The following is a 26,368-nucleotide window of genomic DNA, read 5'->3' on the forward strand; positions in this document are numbered from 1 at the left end:
ACCAGGGTAGGGGTCGGCCTCAGCGCGCGTGATCCGACTCGACGTCGCGGATCTCGGCGTCGGCGGCGGAGGCGTCCTCGTCGAGGTCTGCGGCGAGGTAGTCGTCGGAGTCGGGCAGGACGACGGTGATGCCGGCGTACTGCTCGACGGCCAGCTCGCCACGCACTCCGGAGGCGGCCAGCACGTGGCCGCCGATCGCCCCGGTCGTGTCGACGAAGTGCGTGTGGAGCCCCGCGACGCTGATGCCCTGGAAGGGCTTCGGGCCGATGAAGCCGACCAGGGTTCCCTCGACTGCGGTCAGGTGCATCTCTCGCTGGTCGTGCATCGCGTCGGCGAGGCGGAGGTACGGCTTGATCTGGGCGATCGGCTGGCGGAGAGTCAGGCTCTCGAAGCGGCCCCGGACGCGGACGCCGACGAAGACGTTCGGGCTCGGGACGGCCCTCCGCACCGCCCCCAGGAGGGCGTCGAGCGAGTCGATCCCGTCGAGCGTCGACGAGGAGCTCGGCGTGAAGCGGGCGAGCTCGGCGAAGGCGATCGTGTCCTCCGGCTCGAGGACCCGGACGGAGCCGTCGCCCCGGAACAGACGGTGGACGCCGTCGAGCACGACGAGCTCGCCGTCCATGTGGTCGCCGCAGCCCAGACCGAAGTCTCCGGCGCGGTCGGCCTCCGACCGGGAGACGACTCCGTCGAACAGACCCGCGAGCAGCGCGTCGACGATCGAGAACTGGGTGATGAGGCCGCGCGGGGCGGTCGGGTTCGGCATGGTCACAGTCTGGCCGAGAGCCGTGCGGCGGCCGTGGCCCCTCTTCGGCCCGTCGACCTCGTGCAGAGCGGCGTCCGGGACCGTCGGCGTTAACCAGAAGAAGCCGCCCTGAGGCGGCTTCTTCTCGTTCGGTGGATCCGAGGGGATTCGAACCCCTGACCCCCTGCATGCCATGCAGGTGCGCTACCAGCTGCGCCACGGACCCTTGGTGCGCTTCTCGAACAGGAGATGCAGACCGTGGGGCCTGCTCCTCCGCCCGGCGGAAGCAACTCGAATAAACTACAACACGAAATGCGTGAGGAGAAATCGGGTGCCGTCGCCGGGCGTGTTCGTCAGGACGAGGACGCTGCGGTGTCGACCGCGAGAGGGCTGTCGACCGCGGGGCCGTCGACAGTGAACGGGACCGTCGGGCAGTCCTTCCAGAGGCGCTCGAGCGAGTAGTACATGCGGTCCTCCTCGTGGAAGACGTGCACGACGAGGTCGCCGAAGTCGAGGAGGATCCAGCGGCCCTCGGCGCGGCCCTCGCGGCGCAGGAGCTTGGCGCCCGAGTCGTTCAGGCGGTCCTCGACCTCGTTCGCGATCGCGACGACGTTGCGCTCGGAGCGGCCGGTGACGAGGAAGAAGATGTCGACGAGCGGGAGCGGACCGGACACGTCGAGCGCGACCAGATCCTCCCCGCCCTTGGAGTCGGCGGCGGTGGCCGCGAGCTGGAGCAGTGCGCGGGCGGAGTCGGTCGCAGTCATGAAGCCTTCAGTGTCGGTGGTGGGTCAGAAGATGTTGAGGACGAAGCCGCCGATGAACAGCGCGATCGAGGCCACGAGGAGGACGGCCGCCGTGATGGCGAGCACGACGGGGGTGCTGATCCCGCTGCGCTTCTGCGGCGCGATCATCGCCGTGCCGGCGGCGTGCGTCGAGACGGCGCTCGAGGCCCGCACGGGCTCCGAGTCGGCGGCGGGCTGCTCCCGGTCGATGCGGTCGACATAGCGATCGACGTCCGGGGAGTCGTAGAGGTTGGGGTGCTGGCCGGTCGAGCCGAGGCTGCGCGGGAGGTCGAACGATCCTGTGACGAGCACCTCGCCGGTGTCGGCCTTCGTCTCGCCCGAGGTCGGCAGGATGAGCGCGTTCGTCGTCGTCACCGCGCCGGTCGAAGCCACACCGCTCGCGATGAGCGAGTCGAACGAGGCGTCGACCTCCTCCTTCGACTTGCTGTCGAGCTCGTCGGTGATGGCCAGGTGCTCGATCGGCGGGTGGAAGCTGCCGGTGATCTCGGTGGCCTTCTCGTCGGCGATGTCGAGGGATCCGCCGACGGTGGCGAACAGGGCGGTGTTGAGCTTGGGCTGCTCGGCGACGGCGACCTCGCCGGTGGCGGGCAGAGTCGAGGCGCGGCCGAGGGCGCGCGACACCTCCGACTCCTCCTCGCGGTCAGGCTCCGCGGGCTCCCCCTCGGCGACGAGCGGCGCGGGATCGTCGACGGGTGTCGCGGCGACCTGCTCGGCCTGCTGCTGGGCCAGGAGGGCGCGGAGCTCGCGACGCGTGAGGGGGCGCTCACCGTCGGGCGTGACGACGTCGATCGAGGACGTGCGCAGCTCGGGCTCGCTCGCGGGGGTCGGCGCGACGGGGTCGATGCGGATCGTCTGCGTCGGCGTGAGCACCGGCATCTCACCGGCGGCCGTCACGGAGGCGGTCGCGGCTCGTCGGGACGTGGTCGGCACGGCGGCGGGAGCGGCACCGGCCTCGCGTCGCTCGCGCTCGCGGATCTCGCGCCGGGTGAGCGGCTTCTCCTCGGGCTGAACTGTCATGACGTACTCCGATACAGGTGGTGCTTCGAGATGTACTGGACGACACCATCGGGAACCAGATACCAGACCGGATGACCCCGGTTCACGCGGCTCCGACAGTCCGTCGAGGAAATCGCTAGCGCCGGAATTTCCAACAAGGATACGTCCTGGGCCGGTAAACCCGAAACGTTGAGCACGTGACCCGGGCGGCTCACCGCGACGAAGTGGGCCAGCTCCCACAGCTCGTCGTAGTCCTTCCAGCTGAGGATCTGCGCGACCGCGTCGGCTCCCGTGATGAAGAACAGCTCGGCATCGGGGTGCGCGGCGTGGATGTCGCGCAGGGTGTCGATCGTGTAGGTGGTGCCGATCCGGTCGACGTCGACCCGGCTCACGGTGAAGCGGGGATTCGAGGCGGTGGCGATGACCGTCATCAGGTAGCGGTGCTCGGCCGAGGTCACCGTCTTCTTGTGCCAGGGCTGCCCGGTCGGCACGAAGACGACCTCGTCGAGGTCGAACGACTGCGCCACCTCGGAGGCGGCGACCAGGTGGCCGTGGTGGATCGGGTCGAACGTGCCGCCCATCACACCGATGCGGGGACGTCGCGGGTCTCCGCTGACGGCGGACGTCACGATCGCGGCGCCTCCGGACTAGTGGCCGTGGCCGTGCTGGTCGTGGGAGGAGCCAGCCGTCTTGTGCGAGTGGCGGTTCGCGACGTCGCGGTAGCTCCAGGTGACGAAGCCGAGCGCCGTGAAGGCCACGGCCGCGATCAGGCCGAAGACGATGGCCGGGAACGGCAGCTCCACGTGCGTGGAGGCTTCTGCGAGGACGGTCGTCGCCAGGGACATGCGGTGCTCCTTGAGGGTCGGGACGCCCCGAGGGGCTCGGTCGAGTCTAGCCCGCCGCTGCCGGGAGCTAGGCGCGGACCTGCCCGGCGCCGCGCAGGAGCCACTTCGTGCTCGTCAGCTCGGGCAGACCCATCGGGCCCCGGGCGTGCAGCTTCTGGGTCGAGATGCCGACCTCGGCGCCGAAGCCGAACTCGCCTCCGTCGGTGAAGCGCGTCGAGGCGTTCACCATGACGACCGCGGAGTCGACCTCGGCGAGGAACCGCTCGGCACTGCGGAGGTCCTCGGTGACGATCGACTCGGTGTGGTGCGTCGAGTACCGCGCGATGTGGTCCATCGCGGCGTCGAGGTCGTCGACCACCGCCACCGCGATGTCGAGCGAGTAGTACTCGGCCGACCAGTCCTCCTCCGTCGCCTCGACGGCGTCGGCGAAGAGCGCGCGGACGCGCTCGTCGCCGTGCACGGTCACTCCGGCCTCGGCGAGACGACCCAGCACCGGCGGCAGGAGGCGTGCGGCGGCGTCGCGGTGCACGAGGAGGGTCTCGAGCGCGTTGCAGGTGCTCGGGCGCTGGGTCTTGGCGTTGTGCACGATGTCGACGGCCCACTGCTCGTCGGCGCTCGCATCGAGGAAGACGTGGACGACTCCCGCACCGGTCTCGATGACCGGCACGGTCGACTCCGTCACCACCGACTCGATGAGCCCCGCGCTCCCCCGCGGCACGAGGACGTCGACGTAGCCGCGCGCGCGCATCAGCGCCTTCGCGCCCTCGCGGCCGTGGTCGTCGACGGTCTGGATCAGCTCGGCCGGGAGACCGACGGAGGCGACGGCCTCCTGCAGCAGCTCCACGAGGATGCGGTTGGTGTTCTCTGCCGCGCTGCCACCGCGGAGGATCACGGCGTTGCCGCTCTTGAGCGCGAGCGCCGCGATGTCGATCGTGACGTTCGGACGGGCCTCGTAGATCGCTCCGACGACGCCGAAGGGCACCCGCACCTGGGTCAGCGAGGCGCCGTTGGGCAGCAGGGAGCCGCGGACGGTCTGCCCGACGGGATCGACCAGGCCGGCGACCGCGACGACGGCGTCGGCGAGCGAGCCGAGGCGCGCCTCGTCGAGTCGGAGCCTGTCCTGGAGGCCTGCGCTCATGCCGTTCTCGCGACCGTTCGCGAGGTCGAGCTCGTTGGCGGGGACGATGCGCGCGGCGCCGGCGCGGACCGCCTCGGCGATCGCGAGGAGCGCGCGGTTCTTGAGGTCTGTGGTCGCGCTGCGAAGCGAGCGGGAGGCCGTGCGGGAGGCGGCGAACCGCTCGGTCAGTGCGTCGCTGCGCTCGAGGGTGGTCTGCGGCATCCGGCCAGTGTATTCGGTGGCGCGGGCGGGCGGCGGGGGTGCAGCCGGGCCGGGTGGAGATGCGATCTGCAGGAGCTGACGCGGAATACGGGGGAATCTGCGCGGAGGAGGGAGCATTTCGGCCCCGTGGCCTGCAGACCGCACCATCGCCTGCAGATCGCACCGTCACCGAGACGGAGATCGGGCTCCTGCAGATCGTGCAGGAGCCCGATCGGGTCAGTCCTCGACGGGGTCGCCCTCGTCGGCGACTCGCCAGACGCCGCCGAGGCGCTCGCGCTCGAGGTCGGCACGGGCGGCCGCCTTGGCGTCCATCCGCTCGAAGTAGTCCTCGCGGCGCTCGTTGCGGGTCTTGCGCTGGTTCTCGTCGAGGCGGATGTCCGTCCCGCGCGGGGCGGTGATCAGCTCGGCGGTCGAGGTGAGCGTGGGCTCCCAGTCGAAGACGACTCCGTCGCCGCGGCCGATGACCACGGTGGAGCCGGCGACGGCACCCGCCGAGAAGAGGCCGTTCTCGACGCCCAGCTTCGCGAGACGATCGGCGAGGAAGCCCACCGCCTCGTCGTTGGTGAAGTCGGTCTGGGCGACCCAGCGCACCGGCTTCGTGCCGAGGACTCGGTAGATGTTGCCGTAGGAGCCGCCCTCGACGCGGATCTCGAAGTCCTTCTCGTCGACGGCGCGCGGGCGGATGGTGATCCGCTCGACCTTGGGCACGGCTGCGAGCTCGAGGCGGTGCTGCTCGACGATCTCGCCGAGGGCGAAGGTGAGCTGGCGGAGGCCGGCGTGGCTGACCGCGGAGATCTCGAACACGCGGTAGCCGCGGGCCTCGAGATCGGCGCGGACGAAGGCCGCGAGCTCCTTCGCCTCGGGGACGTCGACCTTGTTGAGCGCGATGAGCTGCGGGCGCTCCACGAGCGGCACCTGGCCGTCGCCGACCGGGTACGCGGCGAGCTCACCGAGGATGACGTCGAGATCGGTCAGCGGGTCGCGGCCGGGCTCGAGGGTGGCGCAGTCGAGGACGTGCACGAGGGCGGTGCAGCGCTCGACGTGGCGGAGGAACTCGAGACCGAGGCCCTTGCCCTCGCTGGCGCCCTCGATCAGCCCGGGGACGTCGGCGACGGTGTAGCGCGACTCCCCCGCCTGGACCACGCCGAGGTTGGGGGCGAGCGTCGTGAAGGGGTAGTCGGCGATCTTGGGCTTCGCGGCCGAGATGGCGGCGACGAGGCTCGACTTGCCGGCGGAGGGGAAGCCCACCAGGGCGACGTCGGCGACCGTCTTCAGCTCGAGGACGACGTCGCCCTCCCAGCCGGGGGTGCCGAGCAGCGCGAATCCGGGGGCCTTGCGCTTGGTGGTCGCGAGCGACGCGTTGCCGAGGCCGCCCTGGCCTCCGGGAGCGATGACGTAGCGCAGCCCGGGCTCGTCCATGTCGATGAGCTCTTCGCCGTCGGGCGACTTGACCACGGTGCCCAGCGGGACGGGCAGCTCGAGGAGCTCGCCGTTGCCGCCTGCGCGGTGGTCGCCCATGCCGGGGCCGCCGTTGTCGGAGGAGCGGTGGGGGTGGCGGTGGTAGGCGAGCAGCGTGGTGGTCTGCGGGTCGGCGACGAGGACGATGTCGCCTCCGTGACCGCCGTTGCCGCCGTCGGGACCGGCCAGCGGTTTGAACTTCTCGCGACGGACGGAGACGCAGCCGTTCCCGCCGTGGCCGGCACGCAGATGCAGCGTGACGTTGTCGACGAAGGTGACCATGAGTGAGATTTCCGTCCGATGTGTAGTGGAGGCTCCGGAGTGCCGGATGCCGGTGTGCGGGGCGGTACAACGCGCAAGGGGCGAGCCGAAGCCCGCCCCTTGCGTCCTGAGCCTGTCCGGCCGAGGTGTCTGACCCTGGAGGTGGACCTAGAGGGCCGCCGCCACGATGTTGACGACCTTGCGGCCGCCCTTGGTGCCGAACTCGACCGCACCGGCCGACAGGGCGAACAGGGTGTCGTCGCCACCGCGTCCGACGTTCGCGCCGGGGTGGAAGTGGGTGCCGCGCTGGCGGACGATGATCTCGCCCGCGTTGACGACCTGACCGCCGAAGCGCTTCACGCCGAGACGCTGCGCGTTCGAGTCGCGCCCGTTGCGAGTGGAGCTCGCGCCCTTCTTGTGTGCCATTTCTCATCTCCTCGAGACCGGGGGGCCGCAGCCCCGTGCTGATTCCCTGCGGCGATGGCTCGCGGTGCAGGTCAGCTGATGTGCCGGAGGGCCGGATCAGCCCGTCGGCAGGGTTACTTGATGCCCGTGACCTTGACGCGCGTGAGGTCCTGACGGTGCCCCTGGCGCTTCTTGTAGCCGGTCTTGTTCTTGAACTTCTGGATGATGATCTTCGGACCGCGGAGATCCTCGAGCACCTCGGCGGTGACCGAGACGCCCGCGAGGGACGCGGCGTCCGAGGTGATCGACTCTCCGTCGACGAGGAGCACGGCAGGAAGCTGCACGGTGCTGCCCTTGCCGGCCTTGATGCGGTCCATCGTCACGATGGTGCCGATCTCGACCTTCTCCTGCCGACCGCCGGCGCGCACAACTGCGTAAACCACTTCTCGTACCTGTTTCTCGTCTGGACGGAGCGAGTGCGCCATCCGGGGCTTGTAGGGACGGGGCGGAGCCCCGATCTTCCGGTTCCCGCCTCGAGGACGATGCGAGGGAACCGGTACCGCGGCTCACCGTCCCGGAGGAGGCGAGCGACAGCGGAAATCTGCGTGAGCACATGGATCGCGCCACACCAACAGTCAAGAGTACGGGATACGGGGCCACCGGTCAAACGCTCCGGTACCGCCCGACCCACGGCGACGAGGCACCGGAGGCGCAGTGCACCGACCGACCGCGTCGTCCTGTACCGACGACTCCGCCACGTTAGTCGAGCAGGAGCGGCTGACGGCCGCGGCACGCCGCCTACGATCGACGGATGGCGATCCTCCTCGACGCGGCGCGCTGGCCGGCGCACGGCCGGCTCTGGGCGCACCTCGTCAGCGACGCCTCCCTCGACGAGCTGCACGCGTTCGCGCGTCGCGCAGGGGTCCCCGAGCGCAGCTTCGACCTCGATCACTACGACGTCCCGGAGGAGCGCCGGGCGGAGCTCCTCGAGGCGGGCGCGGTCGCGGTGACCGCCCGCGAGCTGGTGGTGCGGCTGCGCGACAGCGGGCTGCGGGTGAAGGGCCGGGACCGCGACACGGAGAGGGCCCGGCGCCGGCTCTCGCCGGGCACCGGGCCCCACTGACCATCGGAGGACGGGCTACTGCTGCTCTGCGCGCCGAGGGGTCTGCTCCGGGATGACCGCGACGCCCGTGAGGGCCGCCGTCGTCACGCGGCGGCTCTTCGCCCGGCCCTGGCCGGGCTGCTTGGGCGCAGGAAGGGCGTCGAGGACGGAGTCGAGCAGGTGCTCGGCGACCTCGCTGCGCACGCGGCGCTCCACCGCGGGCGGAGCGGGCGGGATCGGGATGTCGAGGATCGGCACCGCCGGGGCGGCCTCGACGGGCGCCGGAGCGCTCGCCTCCTCGGTCGGCGCATCGGCCGTCTCGGGGCGCGGCTCGCGGTCGCGGCCACGACGACGACGCTCACCCCGCGCAGGGCGGTCGCCCCGCCGGGAGGAGGTCTCGCGCTCGGACGACTGCTCCTCGGCGACGGCCTCGGGTGCCTCGATGCGGGTCGACTCCTCGGCGGCCTCGTCGACGAGCGCAGCCGCCTCCTCGGCGGCCTGACGGACGGCCGGCGGGTGGATCGTGCTGGCGGCGATCTGCGCGAGGGCGTTCTTGGCGTCGTCGGTGATGGCGTGGGTGCTGACGGCCTTGGGCGCCGAGCCGTTCTGCGCGCCTCCGCTGCCGTTCGAGCGCCGGGACGGTGCCTGGTCGCCGTTCGAGCCGCCACGACGGCGCTCCTGCTGGGGAGGGAGCGTCGAGCGGTGCTTCAGCACCGGGTCGTGGTGCACGATGACGCCGCGGCCGGCGCAGACCTCGCAGTTCTCGCTGAACGTCTCGAGCAGGCCCAGGCCCAGCTTCTTGCGGGTCATCTGCACGAGTCCGAGCGAGGTGACCTCCGCGACCTGGTGCTTCGTGCGGTCGCGGCTGAGGCACTCGACGAGGCGTCGCAGCACGAGGTCGCGGTTGGACTCGAGCACCATGTCGATGAAGTCGACGACGATGATGCCGCCGATGTCGCGCAGGCGCAGCTGTCGGACGATCTCCTCCGCCGCCTCGAGGTTGTTCTTGGTGACGGTCTCCTCGAGGTTGCCGCCCGAGCCGACGAACTTGCCCGTGTTGACGTCGACGACGGTCATGGCCTCGGTGCGGTCGATGACCAGAGAGCCGCCGCTGGGCAGCCACACCTTGCGCTCGAGCGCCTTCTCGATCTGCTCGGTGATGCGGAACGCGTCGAACGCGTCCTCCTCGCCGGAGTAGACCTCGACCCGCTCGAGCAGGTCGGGGGCGACCTGGCTGAGGTAGAGCTCGATGGTCTCGCGGGCGTCGTCGCCGGCGATGACCATCTTCTCGAAGTCCTCGTTGAAGACGTCCCGCACGATCTTGATGAGCAGGTCGGGCTCGCTGTGCAGGAGTGCCGGAGCCTGGCCCGACGCGGCCTTCTCGCTGAGCGCCGTCCACTGCGCGGTGAGGCGCTCGACGTCGACGGTGAGCTGCTCCTCGGTGGCGCCCTCGGCCGCCGTGCGCACGATGACGCCGACGTTCTCGGGGAGGACCTCCTTGAGGATCTTCTTCAGGCGCGCTCGCTCGGTGTCGGGGAGCTTGCGCGAGATGCCGTTCATCGAGCCGTTGGGCACGTAGACGAGGTAGCGGCCCGGGAGCGAGATCTGGCTGGTGAGCCGGGCTCCCTTGTGGCCGATCGGGTCCTTCGTCACCTGGACGAGGACGCGGTCGCCGGGCTTCAGGGCGAGCTCGATGCGTCGGGGGCCACCGGCGTTGTTCGCGGCGTCCCAGTCGACCTCGCCGGAGTAGAGGACGGCGTTGCGGCCGCGGCCGATGTCGACGAACGCGGCCTCCATGCTGGGGAGGACGTTCTGCACCCGGCCGAGGTACACGTTGCCGATCAGCGACGCCTCCTGCGAGCGGGCGACGTAGTGCTCGGCGAGGACGCCGTCCTCGAGGACGCCGATGCGGATGCTGTCCTGCTGCGAGCGGACGACCATCACGCGGTCGACGGCCTCGCGGCGAGCGAGGAACTCGGACTCGGTGACGACGGTGCGGCGACGACCGGCGTCACGGCCGTCGCGGCGACGCTGTTTCTTGGCCTCGAGGCGCGTGGAGCCCTTGATGCGCTGCGGCTCGGTGATGAGCTCGGGCTCGCGCTGCTCCCTCTGCTCCCGCGGCTGCCGGACGCGGACGACGGTGTTCTCGGGGTCGTCGACGCCGCCCCGGTCGTTCTCTCCGCTGCGACGGCGCGAGCGGCGGCGGACCGAGCCCTGCTCCTCGGCGGGGGCCTCGCGCTCCTCGCGGACGTCGAGCGGGGCGCCGCGCGGAGGGAGCGGGGTCAGCTCGACGTACGCCGGCAGGTCAGGCGCCTGGAACAGCAGCGACGTGCTCGGGAGGGCCGGACGGACCGACCGCTCCTCCTCCGCCATCGGCGTCTGCGGGAGCGCGTTGAAGAACACGGCGCCCGTCGACGTCGACGGCTCGTCGACGCCGGGCTCGACGGTCTCCTGCACGGTCTGGTCGGTCTCGTCGGTATCGATGATCGTTCCCCCTGTCGCTGGCGCGCTCGAGTCGGTCCGTCGGGAGGCCCGACGGCCACCGAAGAGGCGGCTGATCTTCTTGGCCCCGCTGCGGGGCTCGTCGCGGTCCGGATCGGAACCGCTCGTGCTGTTGTCTTCCACCATCGCTGGTGCACTCCTCGGCCGGGTCGTCCGCCGCGCCTTCTCACCCGGGTGCTCTTCTCGTGCGAGCGGGCCGCCTGGGGCCCGTCGCGAATCCTTCCGCTCCCCCGGTTCCGTCGCTCACGTGGCGCGGACTCTGGGTGCAGCTTCTCTCGGAACTGACTATCCGACACGTGCTCCCCCGCGGTGCGACCGTCGGTCGTCTCGCGGTGGAACGCTGATCCGTCGCGTCCATTCGCGGAACGCTGTCGATCTCCTGTGGCCCGGTACTCGCCCGGTAAACCTTCTTCGCGTCGGTGCGGGGTCTTGCCGACCGACGGATCCGATTATCGCACGCATTCCCAGAGGCGCCGATCCGCCGCGTGCCATAATCCCCCGGTGTCCAGCGATCACGCGGAGTCCCGCGCCCCGAGCAGCCCTCAACCGATCGGATTCGCGGTCCTGCTGATCGTGCTCGGAGCGATCGGATGGACGGCGGCGTTCGCCCTCACGCTCGACAAGTTCGCCGCGCTGACCGACCCGACCGCCGGGCTCGGCTGCGACTTCAGCCTGCTGGTGCAGTGCAGCGCCAACCTGGACTCGCCGCAGGGCGCGATCTTCGGGTTCCCGAATCCGCTGATCGGAGTCGCGGCGTGGATCGCGCCGGTCGTGGTCGGCGCGGGGCTGCTCGCCGGTGCACGCTTCGACCGCTGGTTCTGGGCGCTGTTCAACCTGGGCTTCGTCTTCGCCCTCGGCTTCGTCTGCTGGCTGATCGCGACGAGCGTCTTCGCCCTCGGCACCCTCTGCCCGTGGTGCATGCTCACCTGGGCCGTGGTGATCCCGGCCTTCTGGCTGGTGACGCTGCGCAACCTCCGCGAGGGCGTCTTCCCCGTGCCGGAGCCGGTGCGGCGGTTCGCAGCCGCCGCCTACGGCTGGATCCCGTTCATCACCCTGATCTGCTATCTGGCGATCGCGGTGCTGGCGCAGGTGCGTCTCAACGTCCTCTCCTACCTCTGAATTCTTGCATCGCGATAATCCGCGATGCCGCAGTCGGCTTCCCGGGTGGTCGCGGTCCGCAGAGCGTCCTGCGAACGGCGACGGGAAAGCGCTACGACGCGCTTTCCCGGATACGCCTCGAGGATGGCGGGCCATCTGCAGGCCGCGCCCTCGGATGTGGCGGGGCAGAGGTGACGTCCGCGAGCCAGCCTGTCGGTCGAGTAGCCCCGCAGGGGCGTACCGAGACCCACCTCCCTCAGAAGGAGGGACTGACGACTTCCTCTTCTGAAGCTGGTGGATCTCGATACGCCCGCTGCGCGGGCTACTCGATCAGCGGGCTGGCAGGCAGCGACCGCCCGAGGCAGACGCGTGACGGTGTCGTCACCGTGCAGAATGGGCGACCACCTGGAAGGCGTATCCGGGAAAGCGCGTCGGAGCGCTTTCCCGTCGCCGAAGGCGGGACGCTCTTCGGAGCGCAACCGCCTCTGGAGGCCGACTGCGGTTTCGCGGATTACCGCGAAACGCGAGGACTCAGCCGAACCAGAGCGCGAGCTCTCTCGACGCGGATTCGGCGGAGTCCGAGCCATGGACGAGGTTCTGCTGGACCTTGAGGCCCCAGTCGCGTCCGAGGTCGCCGCGGATGGTGCCGGGGGCGGCGGTGGTGGGGTCGGTGGTGCCGGCGAGGGAGCGGAAGCCCTCGATGACGCGGTCGCCCGCGATGCGGAGGGCGACGATGGGGCCGCTCTCCATGAACTCGACGAGGGGCTCGTAGAAGGGCTTGCCCTCGTGCTCCGCGTAGTGTGCGGCGAGCAGCTCGCGATCGGCCTCGACGAGCTTGATGTCGACGAGGGAGTAGCCCTTCGCCTCGATGCGGCGGAGGATCTCGCCGGTGAGGTTGCGCGCGACGCCGTCGGGCTTGACGAGGACGAGTGTCTCCTGGATGGCCATGGTTCAGCGGTCTCCTTCGATGGGGTCGGTGGGCCCGGGGGCCGGTGGGCGTCCCTGGGCGTCGAGTCGGGTGCCGGTCACCATGCAGTACGTCCACAGGGCGACGAACGCCGCTCCGATGACGAACATGATCGGGACGAGCAGACCCGTGGCCACGATAACGAACTGGAGCGCCCAGCCGATCCGGAAGCCTACGGGTCGGTTCAGGAGGCCGAGGGTCGCGACCATCGCCAGGCAGAGCACGCCTCCGCCGACGAGCACCACGACCGGGTCGGCGGCCTTCAGCCCGAAGGCGACGAGCGTCGCCAGGAACACGATCACGACCTCGAAGCCGAGCACGATCGATCCGAGGCTCTCCCGGACCGTCCTGCTGCGCCGCGGGCGCCCGGCTCTCACGCGCCGAGCCAGTTCTCGTCGCGGGCGACGGTGATCGTGCGGCCGACGAGGGTGATCGATCCCGTCACGATCAGCGCGCCCTTGTCGGTGCGCGCGGCGAGGAGGCGGCCGGCCGTGAGCGCGCCGTGCGGGTCATCGGCGACGTGGACCGCCTCCTCCGGGAACACGGTGCGCGCGAGGGCCGCGAGCTCGTCGGCGGGGAGCGCCCTGTCGCTCGGCGCTGTCGTGACGATCAGCTCGTCGACGACCGGGAGCAGGGCCCGCAGGATCCCCTCCGCGTCCTTCTCGGCCAGCACGCCGACGACGGCCGTCACGCGGTCGAAGTCGAAGTAGCGGCCGAGCGCGGCGGTGAGGGAGGCGGCGCCGTGCGGGTTGTGCGCGGCGTCGACGATCGTGCGCGGCGAGAGGCCGACGAGCTGCAGGCGTCCGGGCGAGGTGGCGGCGGCGAAGCCCTCGTCGAGCACGTCGCCGGTGAGCTGCTGCGTGCCTCCGCCCAGGAACGTCTCGACCGCGGCGACCGCGACCGCCGCGTTCTCGGCCTGGTGGTCGCCGAAGAACGGCAGCAGGAGCTGCTCGTACGAGGCGACGAGTCCGCGGACGGACACGAGCTGGCCGCCGACGGCCACGGTCATCGAGGCGACGTCGAAGTCTGCGCCCTCGAACACGATCGACGACTCGGTGACGGACGCCGCGTCGCGCAGCACCGCCTCCGCCTCGGGGGTCTGCTTCGCCGAGACGACCGAGGCCAGCGGCTTCACGATGCCGGACTTGGTGCGCGCGATCTCCTCGATCGTGGAGCCGAGGCGGTTCATGTGGTCGAGCGCGATCGGCGTGAAGACGGCGACCTGCGCGTCGGCGACGTTCGTCGAGTCCCACTCGCCGCCCATGCCGACCTCGACGACGGCGACGTCGACCGGGGCGTCGGCGAAGGCCGCGAAGGCGAGCACGGTGATCGCCTCGAAGAACGACAGCGGCGCCTCGCCCTGCTCGGCGAGCTCTGCGTCGGTCATCCGGATGTACGGCTCGACGTCGTTCCAGTTCTCGACGAGGCTCTCGTCCGAGATCGGCTCGCCGTCGATGACGATCCGCTCGTTGAAGCGCTCGAGGTGCGGGCTGGTGAACAGCCCGACGCGCAGTCCGTGGGCGCGCAGCAGGCTCTCGATCATGCGGCTGGTCGACGTCTTGCCGTTCGTGCCGGCGATCTGGATGACCGGGTACGCGCGTTGCGGGTCGCCGAGGATCTCGACGGCGCGCCGCGTGGGAGCGAGGCGAGGGCGGACGCTCGCCTCGCCGAGGCGCTCGAGCAGGGTCGCGTAGACGGCGTCGGCCGCCTGGCGACGGCCCTCCTCGTCGAAGAGATCAGACATCGGCGCCCTCGACCTTCTCGATGCGGATGATGGCGGTTCCCGCGGGGCCGAACGCCACAGCGCCCTCTCCGCCCTCGAGCGCCGTGGTGAGCGGAGCGAAGGCGAAGCCGGTCGCGAGGGTCTCCTCGGCGATCCACACGGCGTGAGGCTCGAGCGCCGCGAGGCTCGGCTCGTCGAGCACCACCTCGAGGACGATGCGGTCGCTGACGTCGAGACCGGCGCCCTTGCGCGCGTCCTGCACCGCGCGGATGAGGTCGCGGGCGAGCCCCTCGGCCTCGAGCTCGGGAGTCGTCGCCGTGTCGAGCAGCACGAACCCGCCGCGGGGAAGCAGCGCGATGGCGCGGTCCTCGCCCGCACCGCCGACCTCGAGGGTCAGCTCGTACTCGCCCTCGACCAGCTCGACACCGCCCGCGGTGACGACGCCGTCGGTCTCGCTCCAGTCGCCGGCCTTCGCCGCCCTGATGACGGTCTGGACGCCCTTGCCCAGTCGCGGTCCCGCGGCGCGGGCGTTGACCGAGAGGCGGGAGGTGACGCCGTAGTCGGCGGCGCTGGAGTCGACGAGCGGCACGAGCACGACCTCCTTCACGTTCAGCTCGTCGCGCAGGATCGCCTCGAAGGCGGCGAGCTCGTCGGCCTCGGACACGACCACCGTCAGGCGGGCGAGCGGGAGCCGGACGCGCAGCCCGGCCTGCTTGCGCAGGGAGAGCGCGGTGGACGAGATGGCGCGCACGGCGTCCATCGCGTGCACGAGGGTCTCGTCGACCGGGAACTCGGAGGCGTCGGGCCAGTCGGTCAGGTGCACGCTGCGGCCGCCGGTGAGCCCCTGCCAGATCTCCTCGGAGACCAGCGGGAGCAGAGGCGCGGCGACGCGGCACACCGTCTCGAGCACCGTGTACAGCGTGTCGAAGGCCTCGGATCCGCGACCCTCGTCGTCGACGCCCTGCCAGAAGCGGTCGCGCGAGCGCCGCACGTACCAGTTGGTGAGCACGTCGGCGAAGTCGCGGAGCGCCGCCGCGGCGAGCGTCGAGTCGAGCGCCTCGAGGTGACCGGTGACGGTCTCGATCAGGTCGTGCGTCTTGGCGAGCAGGTAGCGGTCGAGCACGTCCCGTGAGTCGGTGCGCCGGGTCGCGCTGTAGCCCTCGGGCCCGGAGGCGTTGGCGTAGAGCGAGAAGAAGTACCAGGTGTTCCAGAGTGGCAGCAGCACCTGGCGGACGCCCTCGCGGATGCCCTCCTCGGTGACGACGAGGTTGCCTCCGCGCAGCACCGGGCTCGACATCAGGAACCAGCGCATCGCGTCGGAGCCGTCGCGGTCGAACACCTCGGCGACATCGGGGTAGTTGCGCAGCGACTTCGACATCTTCTGGCCGTCGTTGCCGAGGACGATGCCGTGGCTGACGACATTGCGGAACGCGGGCCGATCGAACAGCGCGGTCGAGAGCACGTGCAGCGTGTAGAACCAGCCGCGCGTCTGCCCGATGTACTCGACGATGAAGTCGGCCGGGTTGTGCGAGTCGAACCAGTCGGCGTTCTCGAAGGGGTAGTGCACCTGCGCGAACGGCATGGACCCGGAGTCGAACCAGACGTCGAGGACGTCGCTGATCCGGCGCATGGTCGAGCGGCCGGTCGGGTCGTCCGGGTTCGGCCGGGTGAGCTCGTCGATGAACGGGCGGTGCAGGTCGTCGGGGCGCACGCCGAAGTCGCGCTCGAGCTCGTCCAGCGAGCCGTAGACGTCGATGCGCGGGTACTCGGGGTCGTCGCTCTTCCAGACGGGGATCGGCGAGCCGAAGTAGCGGTTGCGGCTGATCGACCAGTCGCGGGCGCCCGAGAGCCACTTGCCGAACTGGCCGTCCTTAACGTTTCCGGGAACCCAGGTGATCTCCTGGTTGAGCTCCTCCATCCGGTCGCGGATCGCCGTGACGCGGACGAACCAGCTCGAGACGGCCTTGTAGATCAGCGGATTTCGGCAGCGCCAGCAGTGCGGGTACGAGTGCTCGTAGCTCGCCTGGCGGAGCAGGCGGTGCTCGGCGCGCAGGAGCTGCGTCAGCGGCTTGTTCGCCTCGAAGACCTGGAGGCCGGCGACCTCGTCGATCTGCGGCAGGAACCGGCCGCCGTCGTCGACGGAGATGATGACGGGGATGCCCGCCGCCTCGCAGACCTTCTGGTCGTCCTCACCGTAGGCGGGAGCCTGGTGCACGATGCCCGTGCCCTCGCTGGTCGTGACGTAGTCGGCGACGAGGATGCGCCACGCGTTCTGCGTGCCCCAGAGCTCGGTGTCGGCGTAGTGGTCCCAGAGCCGGTCGTAGCTGACGCCCTCGAGCTCGCGGCCGCGGTGCGTGCGGGAGACGGCGGCGAGGGCGTCCTCGGCGGAGGCGTAGCCCAGGTCCTTCGCGTAGGCGCCGACCTGGTCGATCGCGAGGAGGTACTCGGCGGCGAGCTCGCGCTCCTCCGGCTCGCCCTTGCCGTCGGCGGCGCCGTTCGGCCCGGCGGGAACGACCGCGTACTCGATGTCGGGACCGACCGCGAGAGCCAGGTTGGTCGGGAGGGTCCACGGAGTCGTCGTCCACGCGAGCGCGCGCACCGCGGTCAGGCCCAGCGCCTCCGCCGTCTCGCCGACGAGCGGGAAGGTGACGGTGACCGTCTGGTCCTGACGCATCTTGTAGACGTCGTCGTCCATCCGCAGCTCGTGGTTCGACAGCGGGGTCTGGTCGCGCCAGCAGTACGGCAGGACCCGGTAGCCCTCGTAGGCGAGGCCCTTGTCGTAGAGCTGCTTGAACGCCCAGATCACCGATTCCATGAAGGTGGGGTCGAGCGTCTTGTAGTCGTCGTCGAAGTCGACCCAGCGTGCCTGGCGGGTGACGTAGTCCTGCCACTCCCCCGTGTAGCGCAGCACCGACTCCTTCGCCGCGGCGTTGAAGGCGGCGACGCCCATCTCCTCGATCTGCGACTTGTCGGTGATGCCGAGCTGCCGCTCCGCCTCGAGCTCGGCGGGCAGGCCGTGGGTGTCCCAGCCGAAGCGGCGGTGCACCTGCTTGCCGCGCATCGTCTGGAAGCGCGGGAAGACGTCCTTCGCGTAGCCCGTGAGCAGGTGCCCGTAGTGCGGGAGGCCGTTCGCGAACGGCGGGCCGTCGTAGAACACCCACTCGGGGGCGCCCTCGCGCGCGCGGATCGACTCCTGGAAGGTGTCGTCGGCCTTCCAATGCGCGAGGACCCGCTCCTCGATCTCGGGGAAGCGCGGCGACGCGCTCACTCCGCGCCCGAAGGCGGAGTCTCGGCGGGCGGGCGGGGTCAGCGGATAGCTCACGTGCGGTCTCCTGGCAATGATGCTGGTCTGCACGAGGACGGCCCGCCCGGATATTCCTGCCCGGGCCGGGTCGCGGTACCACCTCGCTTGGTCCGCTCAGCTGACGCTGGTCGTTCCCACTCGATCGGCTGTCACGGGCCGTACCCGTCCGGTTCTACCGGGCTCGGGCCGGGGCCCTCGCCGTTCTTCCGGAGACTCGCCGGTGATGGCCGGGTCGATGTCGTCCACCCGATATCGTAGCGCGTCGGCGGAGGCGGGGCAGGAGCGGTCATGGCGGGCACAGCAGCACGAGGACGGCCCCGCGCGTCGTCGCGATCGATGCTCGAGGACGCGGCCCTCGACCTCTTCGTCGAGCAGAGCTACGCGGGCACGACGGTCGAGCAGATCGCCCAGCGTGCCGGAGTCTCGCGCAACACCTTCTTCAACTACTTCGAGTCCAAGAGCGACGTCTTCTGGGTGCTCGTCGACGACCGTCTCGCCGAACTGCCGGAGGCGCTCGCCGCGGCCGATCCCGAGCTGCCCGCCATGGAGGCGCTCCGTTCCGCCCTGCTCGCGGTCGGCTCGGGATTCGGGCCGTCGACGGTGCCCTGGGCGCTCACCCAGTCCGAGCTCATCGGCAGTGTGCACGAGCTCCAGGCGTCCGCTCTCTCGCGGCTCGTGCGGCAGGCCGCCGTGGTCGCCGCGTTCGTCGAGCGGCGCTCCGCGCATCCGCTGCCCTCGCACGTCACCCGGGCCGTCGCCTACGCGAGCGTCGGAGCCGCCGTCGCCGCCGTGCAGGCCTGGGCCGCCGCCGGGCCCACACGGGGCGAGCTGGTGCCCTACCTCGACGAGGCGCTCGACCCGGTCTGCGCGGGCTTCTCCCCCGTCGTGGACGCCGCGCTCCCCCGGTAGAATCGGGGCGGCCGTCGAGCGATCCTGCTCCAGCGCCCCCATCCAGGCATCATCACCACCGACACGGTGCCGCCCATATCGAACCGGAGAACCATGACTTCCGCCGAGCACCTCCCCGCCAAGCCCGCCCTCGAGGGGCTCGAGAGCAAGTGGGGCCTCGTCTGGCAGACCGACGGGACCTACCGGTTCGACCGCACCGGGCTCACCCGCGACGACGTCTACTCGATCGACACCCCGCCGCCCACCGCCTCGGGCTCGCTGCACATCGGCCACGTCTTCTCGTACACGCACACCGACGTCGTCGCCCGGTTCCAGCGCATGCGCGGCCGGAGCGTCTTCTACCCGATGGGCTGGGACGACAACGGACTGCCGACCGAGCGCCGGGTGCAGAACTACTACGGGGTGCGCTGCGACCCGACCCTGCCCTACGAGGCCGGCTTCACGCCTCCGTTCGAGGGCGGCGACAACAAGAGCAGCAAGGCGGCCGATCAGAAGCCGATCTCGCGCCGCAACTTCATCGAGCTGTGCGAGCGGCTGACCGTCGAGGACGAGAAGCAGTTCGAGGACCTCTGGCGCACCCTCGGCCTCTCGGTCGACTGGACGCAGAGCTACCGCACCATCGGCGAGGAGTCGCAGGCCGCCTCGCAGCGCGCCTTCCTGCGCAACCTCGCCCGCGGCGAGGCCTACCAGGCGCAGGCTCCGACTCTCTGGGACATCACCTTCCGGACCGCGGTCGCCCAGGCCGAGCTCGAGGACAAGGACCAGCCCGGCGCTTACCACCGCATCGCCTTCCACGGCGCCGAGGACGTCTTCATCGAGACCACGCGGCCCGAGCTCCTCCCCGCCTGCGTCGCCCTCGTGGCGCACCCGGACGACGAGCGCTACCAGGCGCTGTTCGGCACCACCGTGCGCACCCCGCTCTTCGACGTCGAGGTGCCCGTGCTCGCGCACCACCTCGCGCAGAAGGACAAGGGATCGGGCATCGCGATGATCTGCACCTTCGGCGACGTGACCGACGTCGTCTGGTGGCGCGAGCTCGACCTGCCCAACCGGGCGATCCTCGGCTTCGACGGCCGCATCGTCTCGGAGGCGCCGGCGGTCATCACGAGCGAGGCGGGCCGTGCCGCGTACGAGCAGCTCGCGGGCAAGACCGTCTTCTCGGCCAAGCAGGCCGTGGTCGCGCTGCTCCAGGAGTCGGGCGAGATGGTCGGCGATCCCCGCCCGATCACGCACCAGGTCAAGTTCTTCGAGAAGGGCGACAAGCCGCTCGAGATCGTGTCGACCCGGCAGTGGTACATCAGCAACGGCGCTCGCGACGCCGACCTCAAGGCGCGCCTGCTCGAGCTCGGCCGCGACGTGCGCTTCGTGCCCGAGTTCATGCGGGTCCGCTACGAGAACTGGGTCAACGGCCTCTCGGGCGACTGGCTGATCTCCCGCCAGCGCTTCTTCGGCGTGCCCATCCCGGTCTGGTACCCGCTCGACGGCGACGGCAACCCGGTGTTCGACGCCCCGATCGTGCCGGAGGAGTCGACGCTGCCCGTCGATCCCTCCTCCGATGCGGCGCCCGGCTACTCCGAGGACCAGCGCGGCGTCCCCGGCGGCTTCCAGGGCGAGCTCGACGTGATGGACACCTGGGCGACGTCGTCGCTCACGCCGCAGCTGGCCGGCGGGTGGGAGCGCGACGACGAGCTCTGGCAGCTCGTCGCGCCCTACGATCTGCGCCCCCAGGGCCAGGACATCATCCGCACCTGGCTCTTCTCGACTCTCCTGCGCTCGCAGCTCGAGGACGGGCGGGCCCCGTGGAGCAACGCCACCGTCTCGGGCTTCATCGTCGATCCCGACCGCAAGAAGATGTCGAAGTCGAAGGGCAACGTCGTCACCCCGGCGGGCATGCTCGAGCAGCACGGCTCGGACGCGGTGCGCTACTGGGCGGCCTCGTCGCGCCTCGGCACCGATGCGGCGTTCGATCCGCAGAACCCGACGCAGATCAAGATCGGGCGGCGCCTGGCGATCAAGGTGCTCAACGCGGCCAAGTTCATCCACGGGTTCGCGGTGCCGGCCGAGGGCGCCGAGATCACGGATCCGCTCGACCTCAGCATGCTCGCGACCCTCGACCGGGTCGTGACGGAGGCGACGACCGCGCTCGAGAACTACGACCACGCCCGCGCGCTCGAGACGACCGAGGCGTTCTTCTGGACCTTCTGCGACGACTACCTCGAGCTGGTCAAGGAGCGCGCCTACGGCGAGGACGGCGCCTCGGCGGCGGCCGCGCTGCACCTCGCGCTCGACGTGCTGCAGCGGCTCTTCGCCCCGTTCATCCCGTTCGCGACCGAGGAGACCTGGTCGTGGTCGCACGACGGGTCGGTGCACGTCCAGGCGTGGCCCGAGGCGGGCGGGCTCGGCGGCGACCCCGTCGTGCTGTCGGCGGCCAGCTCGGTGCTCACCGCCGTGCGCCGCGCCAAGACCGATGCGAAGGCCTCGCAGAAGACGCCTGCGCGCAGGGCCGTCGTGACCGCGCCCGCCGAGCTGGTGGCGCCCCTGCGGCTCGCCGCCGCCGACCTCGCCGCGGTCGGCCGGATCGCCGAGCTCGAGGTCGTCGAGGGTGCGACACTGGCGGTCGAGATCGAGCTCGAGACCGAGTAGTCGTTCGCGTGGGGCCGCCTCCGGGCGGCCTCTCGCGCCATCGTCCTGACGAGAGGAAATCCCCCATGCAGCTCGGAACCCGCTGGCCCGTCGGCGCGCAGCCGCCCCAGACCCTGCCCGAGATCGTGGTGACCGCGATTCAGGATGTCGAGGAGGAGCTGGGCTCCTCCGGCACCGACGCCTCCGACTGGCGCTGGCAGCTGACCTGGCTCGAGGGCAAGCCGGTGCTCGAGCTCGACGACGGGACGACGATCACCTACAAGCCCGACGAGGACGCGGCGTACATCACGCAGCCGCAGGGCCGCGTCGAGGGCGAGGACGACGACGACGACTGGGGCTGAGGGCTGCTGGCAGCCTTGCTGATCGAGTAGCCCGCGCAGCGGGCGTATCGAGATCCACGTTCGTCAGAAGAACAGGGCAGAAGCCCCCTGTTGACGCCGGCGGGTCTCGGTACGCCCCTGCGGGGCTACTCGACCAGCATGGGGTCGGCGCCCGTAGGCTCGCAGGATGAGCGCCCCCGAGAACGTCGCCGTCCTGCTGGAGCCGAGCATCCTGCCGCACGGGCTGCCGGATTTCGCGGCGGTCGACGCCGGCGCCTACCGGGAGGCGTTCGAGGAGGCGCTGCGCCGGCACCGCGCCGAGATCGAGGCCGTCGCCGGCTCGCCGGACGAGCCCACCGTCGAGAACACGCTCGTCGCTCTCGAGCGCTCCGGACGCGCGCTCCGCCGGGTGAGCGCGGTCTTCTTCACCGTCAGCGCGTCCGACCGCACCGAGCTCACCGACGCCCTCGAGGAGGAGCTGGCGCCGCTGCTCTCGGCGCACGACGACGCGATCACCTTCGACCCTCGACTCGTGGCGCGCCTCCGACTCCTGGCCGACCGGGCGCCGGAACTCGACCTCGACCCCGAGACCGCCTACCTGCTCGAGCGCGTGCTGACCCGCTTCGAGCGCGCCGGCGCTCTGCTCGACGAGGAGGACAAGGCGCGGCTGAGCATCCTCAACGAGCAGCTCTCGGCCCTGACCACCCGCTTCGAGAAGAACCTGCTGGCCGAGACGAACGAGCGGGCGGTGCTGCTCGACTCCGCCGCCGAGCTCGACGGCCTCGACGCCTCCGAGATCGCCGCGGCCGCCCGCGCCGCCGCCGAGCGCGGGCTCGAGGGGCACCTGGTCACCCTGCCGCTGTACTCCGGTCACCCCTGGCTCGCCCGCCTCCGCGACCGCGCGGTCCGCGAGCGGATCCTCCGCGCCTCCGTCGGTCGTGCGGGCGAGGGAGGCGAGCACGACAACCGCGAGGCTCTGCAGCGGATCGCCGCCCTCCGCGCGGAGCGCGCGCAGCTGCTCGGCTTCTCCTCGCACGCCCACTTCGTGATCTCGGGCCAGACCGCCGGCTCTCCCGAGCGCGTCCGCGCCCTGCTCGAGGAGCTCGCCGTCCCCGCGGCGCGCAACGTCCGCGCCGAGCTCGAGCGGATGCAGGAGCTCGCCGACGCCGAGCAGGACGCCGCCGGTGCCCCGCGCTTCGCCCTCGAGGCCTGGGACCGCGCGTACTACGAAGAGCGCGTGCGGGCCGCGAGCTACGCCGTCGACTCCAGTGCGCTGCGCCTCTACTTCGAGCTCGAGCGCGTGCTCCGCGAGGGCGTGTTCGCCGCGGCCGAGGGCCTGTACGGCATCCGGTTCGAGGAGCGGAGCGATCTCGTCGGCTACAGCGCGCACGTCCGCGTGTTCGAGGTGCTCGAGGAGGGCGGGACCCCGCTCGGGCTGTTCCTCTTCGACCCGTTCACCCGCGACTCGAAGCGGGGCGGCGCCTGGATGAACTCGCTGTCGACGCGAACGACGCTGCTGGGCGACTCCGCCGTGGTCGTCAACAACCTCAACATCAGCGACCCGGGGCCCGGTCGCCCCGCGCTGCTCAGCCTCGACGAGGTCGAGACGCTCTTCCACGAGTTCGGTCACGCTCTGCACGGACTCTTCGCGACCACGCGCTACCCGCGCTTCGGCGGGACGAGCGTGTTCCGCGACTTCGTCGAGTTCCCCAGCCAGGTCAACGAGATGTGGGTGCGCTGGCCGACGCTGCTGCCCCGCTACGCCCGGCACGTCGAGACCGGCGAGGCCCTGCCGGCCGAGACCGTCACCCGGCTCGAGGCCGCAGCGCTCTGGGGCGAGGGCTTCGCGACCGCCGAGTACCTCGCCTCCGCTCTGCTCGATCTCGCCTGGCACGAGCTCGAGGCGCCGGTGGCCGAGCGCGACGTCGCCGCCTTCGAGGCGACGGTGCTCGGCGACGCGGGTCTGCTCCTGCCCGCGGTTCCCCCGCGCTACCGCAGCAGCTACTTCGCCCACGTCTTCTCGGGCGGCTACTCGGCGGGCTACTACTCCTACATCTGGAGCGAGATCCTCGACGCCGACACGGTCGAGTGGTTCACCGAGAACGGCGGACTGGACCGAGCTGCCGGCGAGCAGTTCCGCCGGATGATCCTCGGCATCGGGGGCTCCCGCGATCCGCTCGTCGCCTACCGCGAGTTCCGCGGTCGCGACGCGCGCACCGAGCCGCTCCTGCGCCGCCGCGGCCTGGTCTGATCGGGCGGCGCCCTCCGGTCCGATCGACCGGCGCGGTCCGAACCGTTCAGGCCGCGCGGCGGGGTCGGAGCCAGGCGAGCACGACGAGCCCGACGACCAGCCCCCAGAAGGCCGAGCCGATACCGGCGATCGCCGTTCCGGACGCCGTGACGAGGAGTGTCGCCGCGGCCGGCAGGCGCAGGCTCGCGTCCTCGACCGCCCCCTGCACCGCCGAGACGAAGACTCCGAGCAGCGCGAGGCCGGCGACGGCCTCGATGAGGAGGGGGCTGGCGGAGGAGACCAGCGCGCTGGCGGCTCCTGCGACGGCACCGAGCACGAGATAAGAGGCACCGGCGCTGACGGAGGCGATCCAGCGCTTCTCGGGCAGCGGAGACGCCTCCGGCCCCGCGGTCAGCGCGGCGCTCAGCGCGGCGAGGTTGATCGGCACTCCGCCGAACACCGCGGCGACTCCCGACAGCGCTCCCGACGAGACGATCGCGGGTCGCGAGGGGGCCTCGTAGCCGAAGCTGGAGAGGACGGCGATGCCGGGGATGTTCTGCCCCGCCATGGTGACGACGTAGAGCGGCAGCCCGATGCCCACGACTGCGCCGATCTCGAAGACGGGAGTGACGAACTCGAGGCTCGGCAGCAGCGGAGCACCGGCGAGCGCTCCTCCGTCGGTCACGAGCAGCAGCACGATAGCGAGGGCGATCGATGCGGGCACCGCCCAGCGCGGCAGGAGGCGCAGCAGGATCAGCCACAGCAGGATCACCGGCAGAGCGAGCAGCGGGATCTCCACCGCAGCGCGCACCGGCGCCAGCACCAGCGGGAAGAGGATCCCCGCGAGCATCGCGTTCGCGATCGGGCGCGGGATCCGGCCGACCAGCCTGCCGAGCGCCGGCCACAGGCCCGTCACCACGAGCAGAGCGGAGGCGACCAGGAAGGCACCGACGGCCCGGTCGAATCCCCCGGGCAGCGTCGCCGTGGCCGCGAGCAGGGCGGCGCCCGGGGTGCTCCAGGCGAAGGTGACCGGGATCCGGTAGCGGACGCTCAGCGCGATGCAGAGGACGCCCTGGAGGATGCAGACCGCGAGCAGACCCGATGCGGCCTGACGGCCGGTCGCCCCGACCGCGACGACGCCGGCCAGGACGATCGCGAACGAGCTCGAGAAGCCGGTGAGCGCGGCGACGATCCCGGCGAGGAGCGGCTGGACGATGGTGTGCCTCCGGTCGCGGTCTCCGCGCGATCAACGACCGACGGGCGCCCATCCGAGGCGCTCCGCCAGAGTAGGGAGCGCCGTCGGCGGCAGTCGGCCGCCGGAGCGTGCCAATCGGCGCGAACTGGACGCGCCGAGCGGACTCAGGCGCTCTTCTCCTGGCGACGGGGGGCGTGCGGGACGATCGTCGGGGCGGCGTTGTCGAGCACCGCGGCGCGGGTCACGACGACTCGCGCGACCTCGTCCGACGACGGCACCTCGAACATGATCGGCCCGAGGACCTCCTCGAGGATCGCGCGGAGCCCTCGGGCGCCGGTCTGCCGCAGCACGGCCAGGTCGGCGATGGCCTCGAGCGCGCCGCGGTCGAACTCGAGCTCGACCCCGTCGATCTCGAACATCCGCTGGTACTGCTTCACGAGCGCGTTGCGCGGCTCGGTCAGGATCTGCATCAGCGCGTGCTGGTCGAGCTGCGTGACGGTCGTCACGACCGGGAGGCGCCCGATGAACTCGGGGATCAGACCGAACTTGTGCAGATCCTCGGGCAGGACCTCGCTGAAGATGTTGATCTCGTCGTCCTTGTTGTGCAGCGGGGCGCCGAAGCCGATGCCGCGCTTGCCCGCCCGCGACGAGATGATGTCCTCGAGTCCGGCGAACGCCCCCGCCACGATGAACAGCACGTTCGTCGTGTCGATCTGGATGAACTCCTGGTGCGGGTGCTTGCGACCCCCCTGCGGCGGGACCGAGGCGACGGTGCCCTCGAGGATCTTGAGCAGCGCCTGCTGCACGCCCTCGCCCGAGACGTCTCGGGTGATCGAGGGGTTCTCGGCCTTGCGGGCGATCTTGTCGACCTCGTCGATGTAGATGATGCCGGTCTCGGCGCGCTTGACGTCGTAGTCGGCGGCCTGGATGAGCTTCAGGAGGATGTTCTCGACGTCCTCGCCGACGTAGCCCGCCTCGGTGAGGGCGGTCGCGTCCGCGACGGCGAAGGGCACGTTGAGCCGCTTCGCGAGCGTCTGAGCGAGGTAGGTCTTGCCGCAGCCGGTCGGGCCGATCAGCAGGATGTTGCTCTTCGCGATCTCGACCTCGTCGTGGATCGCATCGGCGGCGGTGATCGTGTTGCGGGCCCGCACGCGCTTGTAGTGGTTGTAGACGGCGACGGCGAGGGCCTTCTTCGCCGCCTCCTGGCCGATGACGTACTCCTCGAGGAAGCCGAAGATCTCCTTCGGCTTCGGGAGGTCGAACTCGTGACTCGTCTCCTCACTCGACTCCGAGAGGCGCTCCTCGATGATCTCGTTGCACAGCTCGACGCACTCGTCGCAGATGTAGACGCCGGGGCCCGCGATGAGCTGCTGGACCTGCTTCTGGCTCTTTCCGCAGAACGAGCACTTCAGCAGATCGGCGCTTTCTCCGATACGTGCCACGGGGAGCCCCACTTCCTTGTCGTGCGTCTTGACGGCGAGCGTCGGTTCGTCGGTCGTGTCGTGCGCCCTGGGGCACGGATCCCG

The 26,368-nt window shown here is 70.9% G+C and carries 22 protein-coding genes and 1 tRNA gene; 6 read left to right on the plus strand and 17 right to left on the minus strand.

From position 1 onward, the window contains the following. Positions 1–19: 19 nt before the first annotated feature. From GRS92_RS04590 to rplU, 10 genes are all read right to left on the minus strand, one after another. Positions 20–763, minus strand: coding sequence for an acetolactate decarboxylase (locus tag GRS92_RS04590; RefSeq protein WP_159853749.1), 744 nt, complete (start codon positions 761–763; stop codon positions 20–22). 132 nt (positions 764–895) lie between these two features. After that, a tRNA-Ala gene (locus tag GRS92_RS04595) sits at positions 896–968 on the minus strand. Between the two features lie 127 nt (positions 969–1,095). Beyond that, positions 1,096–1,506 (minus strand): ribosome silencing factor, encoded by a 411-nt coding sequence (gene rsfS / locus GRS92_RS04600; protein ID WP_159853751.1) that lies wholly within the window; start codon positions 1,504–1,506, stop codon positions 1,096–1,098. A 24-nt stretch (positions 1,507–1,530) separates the two neighbouring features. Further along, a complete protein-coding gene (locus tag GRS92_RS04605) occupies positions 1,531–2,562 on the minus strand; it encodes a hypothetical protein (protein ID WP_159853753.1) in 1,032 nt (343 codons plus the stop codon). Beyond that, positions 2,559–3,170, minus strand: coding sequence for a nicotinate-nucleotide adenylyltransferase (nadD, locus tag GRS92_RS04610; RefSeq protein ID WP_159853755.1), 612 nt, complete (start codon positions 3,168–3,170; stop codon positions 2,559–2,561). The genes GRS92_RS04605 and nadD overlap by 4 nt, the downstream gene beginning before the upstream one ends. Positions 3,171–3,188: 18 nt before the next feature. Further along, the gene (locus tag GRS92_RS04615) at positions 3,189–3,386 is read right to left on the minus strand and encodes a hypothetical protein (protein ID WP_159853757.1); all 198 of its coding nucleotides are present in this window, start codon (positions 3,384–3,386) and stop codon (positions 3,189–3,191) included. A gap of 67 nt (positions 3,387–3,453) precedes the next feature. Continuing rightward, positions 3,454–4,725 carry a glutamate-5-semialdehyde dehydrogenase gene (locus tag GRS92_RS04620; protein WP_159853759.1) on the minus strand — a complete coding sequence of 424 codons (1,272 nt, stop codon included), beginning with the start codon at positions 4,723–4,725 and terminating at the stop codon, positions 3,454–3,456. A 216-nt stretch (positions 4,726–4,941) separates the two neighbouring features. After that, positions 4,942–6,465 (minus strand): GTPase ObgE, encoded by a 1,524-nt coding sequence (gene obgE, locus GRS92_RS04625; protein WP_159853761.1) that lies wholly within the window; start codon positions 6,463–6,465, stop codon positions 4,942–4,944. A gap of 147 nt (positions 6,466–6,612) precedes the next feature. Continuing rightward, the gene (gene rpmA / locus GRS92_RS04630; RefSeq protein ID WP_056043871.1) at positions 6,613–6,870 is read right to left on the minus strand and encodes a 50S ribosomal protein L27; all 258 of its coding nucleotides are present in this window, start codon (positions 6,868–6,870) and stop codon (positions 6,613–6,615) included. A gap of 113 nt (positions 6,871–6,983) precedes the next feature. After that, a complete protein-coding gene (rplU, locus tag GRS92_RS04635; RefSeq protein WP_159853763.1) occupies positions 6,984–7,292 on the minus strand; it encodes a 50S ribosomal protein L21 in 309 nt (102 codons plus the stop codon). Between the two features lie 368 nt (positions 7,293–7,660). Between rplU and GRS92_RS04640 the strand changes: the two genes are divergently transcribed. Continuing rightward, a complete protein-coding gene (locus GRS92_RS04640) occupies positions 7,661–7,972 on the plus strand; it encodes a DUF4031 domain-containing protein (RefSeq protein ID WP_159853765.1) in 312 nt (103 codons plus the stop codon). 15 nt (positions 7,973–7,987) lie between these two features. On the opposite strand, the gene GRS92_RS04645 is transcribed toward GRS92_RS04640, so the two are convergent. Continuing rightward, positions 7,988–10,324, minus strand: a complete 2,337-nt coding sequence (locus GRS92_RS04645; protein WP_442966221.1) for an Rne/Rng family ribonuclease — start codon at positions 10,322–10,324, stop codon at positions 7,988–7,990. Positions 10,325–10,954: 630 nt separating this feature from the next. Here GRS92_RS04645 and GRS92_RS04650 point away from each other — a divergent pair. After that, on the plus strand, positions 10,955–11,572 hold the full coding sequence (locus GRS92_RS04650) for a vitamin K epoxide reductase family protein (RefSeq protein ID WP_159853769.1): 618 nt from the start codon (positions 10,955–10,957) through the stop codon (positions 11,570–11,572). Between the two features lie 510 nt (positions 11,573–12,082). On the opposite strand, the gene ndk is transcribed toward GRS92_RS04650, so the two are convergent. The 4 genes from ndk to ileS are packed head-to-tail and all read right to left on the minus strand — an operon-like array spanning position 12,083 to position 17,563. After that, on the minus strand, positions 12,083–12,499 hold the full coding sequence (gene ndk / locus GRS92_RS04655) for a nucleoside-diphosphate kinase (protein WP_159853770.1): 417 nt from the start codon (positions 12,497–12,499) through the stop codon (positions 12,083–12,085). A gap of 3 nt (positions 12,500–12,502) precedes the next feature. Next, positions 12,503–12,838 (minus strand): DUF4233 domain-containing protein, encoded by a 336-nt coding sequence (locus GRS92_RS04660; RefSeq protein ID WP_235021817.1) that lies wholly within the window; start codon positions 12,836–12,838, stop codon positions 12,503–12,505. A gap of 53 nt (positions 12,839–12,891) precedes the next feature. Next, a complete protein-coding gene (locus GRS92_RS04665) occupies positions 12,892–14,262 on the minus strand; it encodes a bifunctional folylpolyglutamate synthase/dihydrofolate synthase (protein ID WP_159853771.1) in 1,371 nt (456 codons plus the stop codon). Then, on the minus strand, positions 14,255–17,563 hold the full coding sequence (gene ileS / locus GRS92_RS04670) for an isoleucine--tRNA ligase (RefSeq protein WP_159853772.1): 3,309 nt from the start codon (positions 17,561–17,563) through the stop codon (positions 14,255–14,257). Before ileS ends, GRS92_RS04665 begins: the two co-directional genes overlap by 8 nt. Before the next feature lie 270 nt (positions 17,564–17,833). On the opposite strand from ileS, the gene GRS92_RS04675 reads away from it, so the two are divergent. The 4 genes from GRS92_RS04675 to GRS92_RS04690 all read left to right on the plus strand — a co-directional run bounded on the left by GRS92_RS04675 (position 17,834) and on the right by GRS92_RS04690 (position 23,668). Beyond that, positions 17,834–18,454: a TetR/AcrR family transcriptional regulator gene (locus tag GRS92_RS04675; RefSeq protein WP_159853773.1), complete on the plus strand. Its 621-nt coding sequence runs from the start codon at positions 17,834–17,836 to the stop codon at positions 18,452–18,454. Between the two features lie 93 nt (positions 18,455–18,547). After that, positions 18,548–21,097: a valine--tRNA ligase gene (valS, locus tag GRS92_RS04680; RefSeq protein WP_159853774.1), complete on the plus strand. Its 2,550-nt coding sequence runs from the start codon at positions 18,548–18,550 to the stop codon at positions 21,095–21,097. Between the two features lie 65 nt (positions 21,098–21,162). Further along, positions 21,163–21,438, plus strand: coding sequence for a hypothetical protein (locus GRS92_RS04685; protein ID WP_159853775.1), 276 nt, complete (start codon positions 21,163–21,165; stop codon positions 21,436–21,438). A 166-nt stretch (positions 21,439–21,604) separates the two neighbouring features. Then, positions 21,605–23,668, plus strand: a complete 2,064-nt coding sequence (locus GRS92_RS04690) for a M3 family metallopeptidase (protein ID WP_159853776.1) — start codon at positions 21,605–21,607, stop codon at positions 23,666–23,668. Positions 23,669–23,714: 46 nt separating this feature from the next. Here GRS92_RS04690 and GRS92_RS04695 read toward each other — a convergent pair whose 3' ends face one another. Then, positions 23,715–24,863 (minus strand): benzoate/H(+) symporter BenE family transporter, encoded by a 1,149-nt coding sequence (locus GRS92_RS04695; RefSeq protein ID WP_159854092.1) that lies wholly within the window; start codon positions 24,861–24,863, stop codon positions 23,715–23,717. 143 nt (positions 24,864–25,006) lie between these two features. Continuing rightward, positions 25,007–26,284 (minus strand): ATP-dependent Clp protease ATP-binding subunit ClpX, encoded by a 1,278-nt coding sequence (clpX, locus tag GRS92_RS04700; RefSeq protein WP_056044578.1) that lies wholly within the window; start codon positions 26,282–26,284, stop codon positions 25,007–25,009. Positions 26,285–26,368 lie beyond the last annotated feature (84 nt).

The organism is Rathayibacter sp. VKM Ac-2754, from assembly GCF_009807095.1.
In the GTDB taxonomy this organism is placed as follows: Bacteria; Actinomycetota; Actinomycetes; order Actinomycetales; family Microbacteriaceae; genus Rathayibacter.

Bases quoted from the DNA above. Each gene is read 5' to 3' on its own strand.
- GRS92_RS04590 (WP_159853749.1), bottom strand. From the start codon at position 763: ATGCCGAACCCGACCGCCCCGCGCGGCCTCATCACCCAGTTCTCGATC.
- rsfS (WP_159853751.1), bottom strand. From the start codon at position 1,506: ATGACTGCGACCGACTCCGCCCGCGCACTGCTCCAGCTCGCGGCCACC.
- GRS92_RS04605 (WP_159853753.1), bottom strand. From the start codon at position 2,562: ATGACAGTTCAGCCCGAGGAGAAGCCGCTCACCCGGCGCGAGATCCGC.
- GRS92_RS04615 (WP_159853757.1), bottom strand. From the start codon at position 3,386: ATGTCCCTGGCGACGACCGTCCTCGCAGAAGCCTCCACGCACGTGGAG.
- GRS92_RS04620 (WP_159853759.1), bottom strand. From the start codon at position 4,725: ATGCCGCAGACCACCCTCGAGCGCAGCGACGCACTGACCGAGCGGTTC.
- obgE (WP_159853761.1), bottom strand. From the start codon at position 6,465: ATGGTCACCTTCGTCGACAACGTCACGCTGCATCTGCGTGCCGGCCAC.
- rpmA (WP_056043871.1), bottom strand. From the start codon at position 6,870: ATGGCACACAAGAAGGGCGCGAGCTCCACTCGCAACGGGCGCGACTCG.
- GRS92_RS04640 (WP_159853765.1), top strand. From the start codon at position 7,661: ATGGCGATCCTCCTCGACGCGGCGCGCTGGCCGGCGCACGGCCGGCTC.
- GRS92_RS04645 (WP_442966221.1), bottom strand. From the start codon at position 10,324: ATGGCGGAGGAGGAGCGGTCGGTCCGTCCGGCCCTCCCGAGCACGTCG.
- ndk (WP_159853770.1), bottom strand. From the start codon at position 12,499: ATGGCCATCCAGGAGACACTCGTCCTCGTCAAGCCCGACGGCGTCGCG.
- GRS92_RS04665 (WP_159853771.1), bottom strand. From the start codon at position 14,262: ATGTCTGATCTCTTCGACGAGGAGGGCCGTCGCCAGGCGGCCGACGCC.
- GRS92_RS04675 (WP_159853773.1), top strand. From the start codon at position 17,834: ATGGCGGGCACAGCAGCACGAGGACGGCCCCGCGCGTCGTCGCGATCG.
- valS (WP_159853774.1), top strand. From the start codon at position 18,548: ATGACTTCCGCCGAGCACCTCCCCGCCAAGCCCGCCCTCGAGGGGCTC.
- GRS92_RS04685 (WP_159853775.1), top strand. From the start codon at position 21,163: ATGCAGCTCGGAACCCGCTGGCCCGTCGGCGCGCAGCCGCCCCAGACC.
- GRS92_RS04690 (WP_159853776.1), top strand. From the start codon at position 21,605: ATGAGCGCCCCCGAGAACGTCGCCGTCCTGCTGGAGCCGAGCATCCTG.